Below are 513 nucleotides of genomic sequence, written 5' to 3'. Positions count from 1 at the left end.
TTCTTTAAGGTAAGGAGGTGATCCAACCGCAGGTTCCCCTACGGTTACCTTGTTACGACTTCACCCCAGTCATGAATCACAAAGTGGTAAGCGCCCTCCCGAAGGTTAAGCTACCTACTTCTTTTGCAACCCACTCCCATGGTGTGACGGGCGGTGTGTACAAGGCCCGGGAACGTATTCACCGTAGCATTCTGATCTACGATTACTAGCGATTCCGACTTCATGGAGTCGAGTTGCAGACTCCAATCCGGACTACGACATACTTTATGAGGTCCGCTTGCTCTCGCGAGGTCGCTTCTCTTTGTATATGCCATTGTAGCACGTGTGTAGCCCTACTCGTAAGGGCCATGATGACTTGACGTCATCCCCACCTTCCTCCAGTTTATCACTGGCAGTCTCCTTTGAGTTCCCGGCCGAACCGCTGGCAACAAAGGATAAGGGTTGCGCTCGTTGCGGGACTTAACCCAACATTTCACAACACGAGCTGACGACAGCCATGCAGCACCTGTCTCA

Annotated in this window: 1 rRNA gene; it reads right to left on the bottom strand. The window is 52.0% G+C overall.

Annotation, left to right across the window (positions count from 1 at the left end):
* Positions 1–10 precede the first annotated feature (10 nt).
* Positions 11–513 (bottom strand): 16S ribosomal RNA (locus NNN71_RS24955); the annotation flags it as partial.

This window comes from Kluyvera sp. Awk 3, assembly GCF_028069715.1.
GTDB classification, from domain to species: domain Bacteria; phylum Pseudomonadota; class Gammaproteobacteria; order Enterobacterales; family Enterobacteriaceae; genus Kluyvera; species Kluyvera georgiana_A.
Note: the sequence above shows the minus strand (reverse complement) of the source record. Positions and strands in the feature narration are given on the sequence as shown.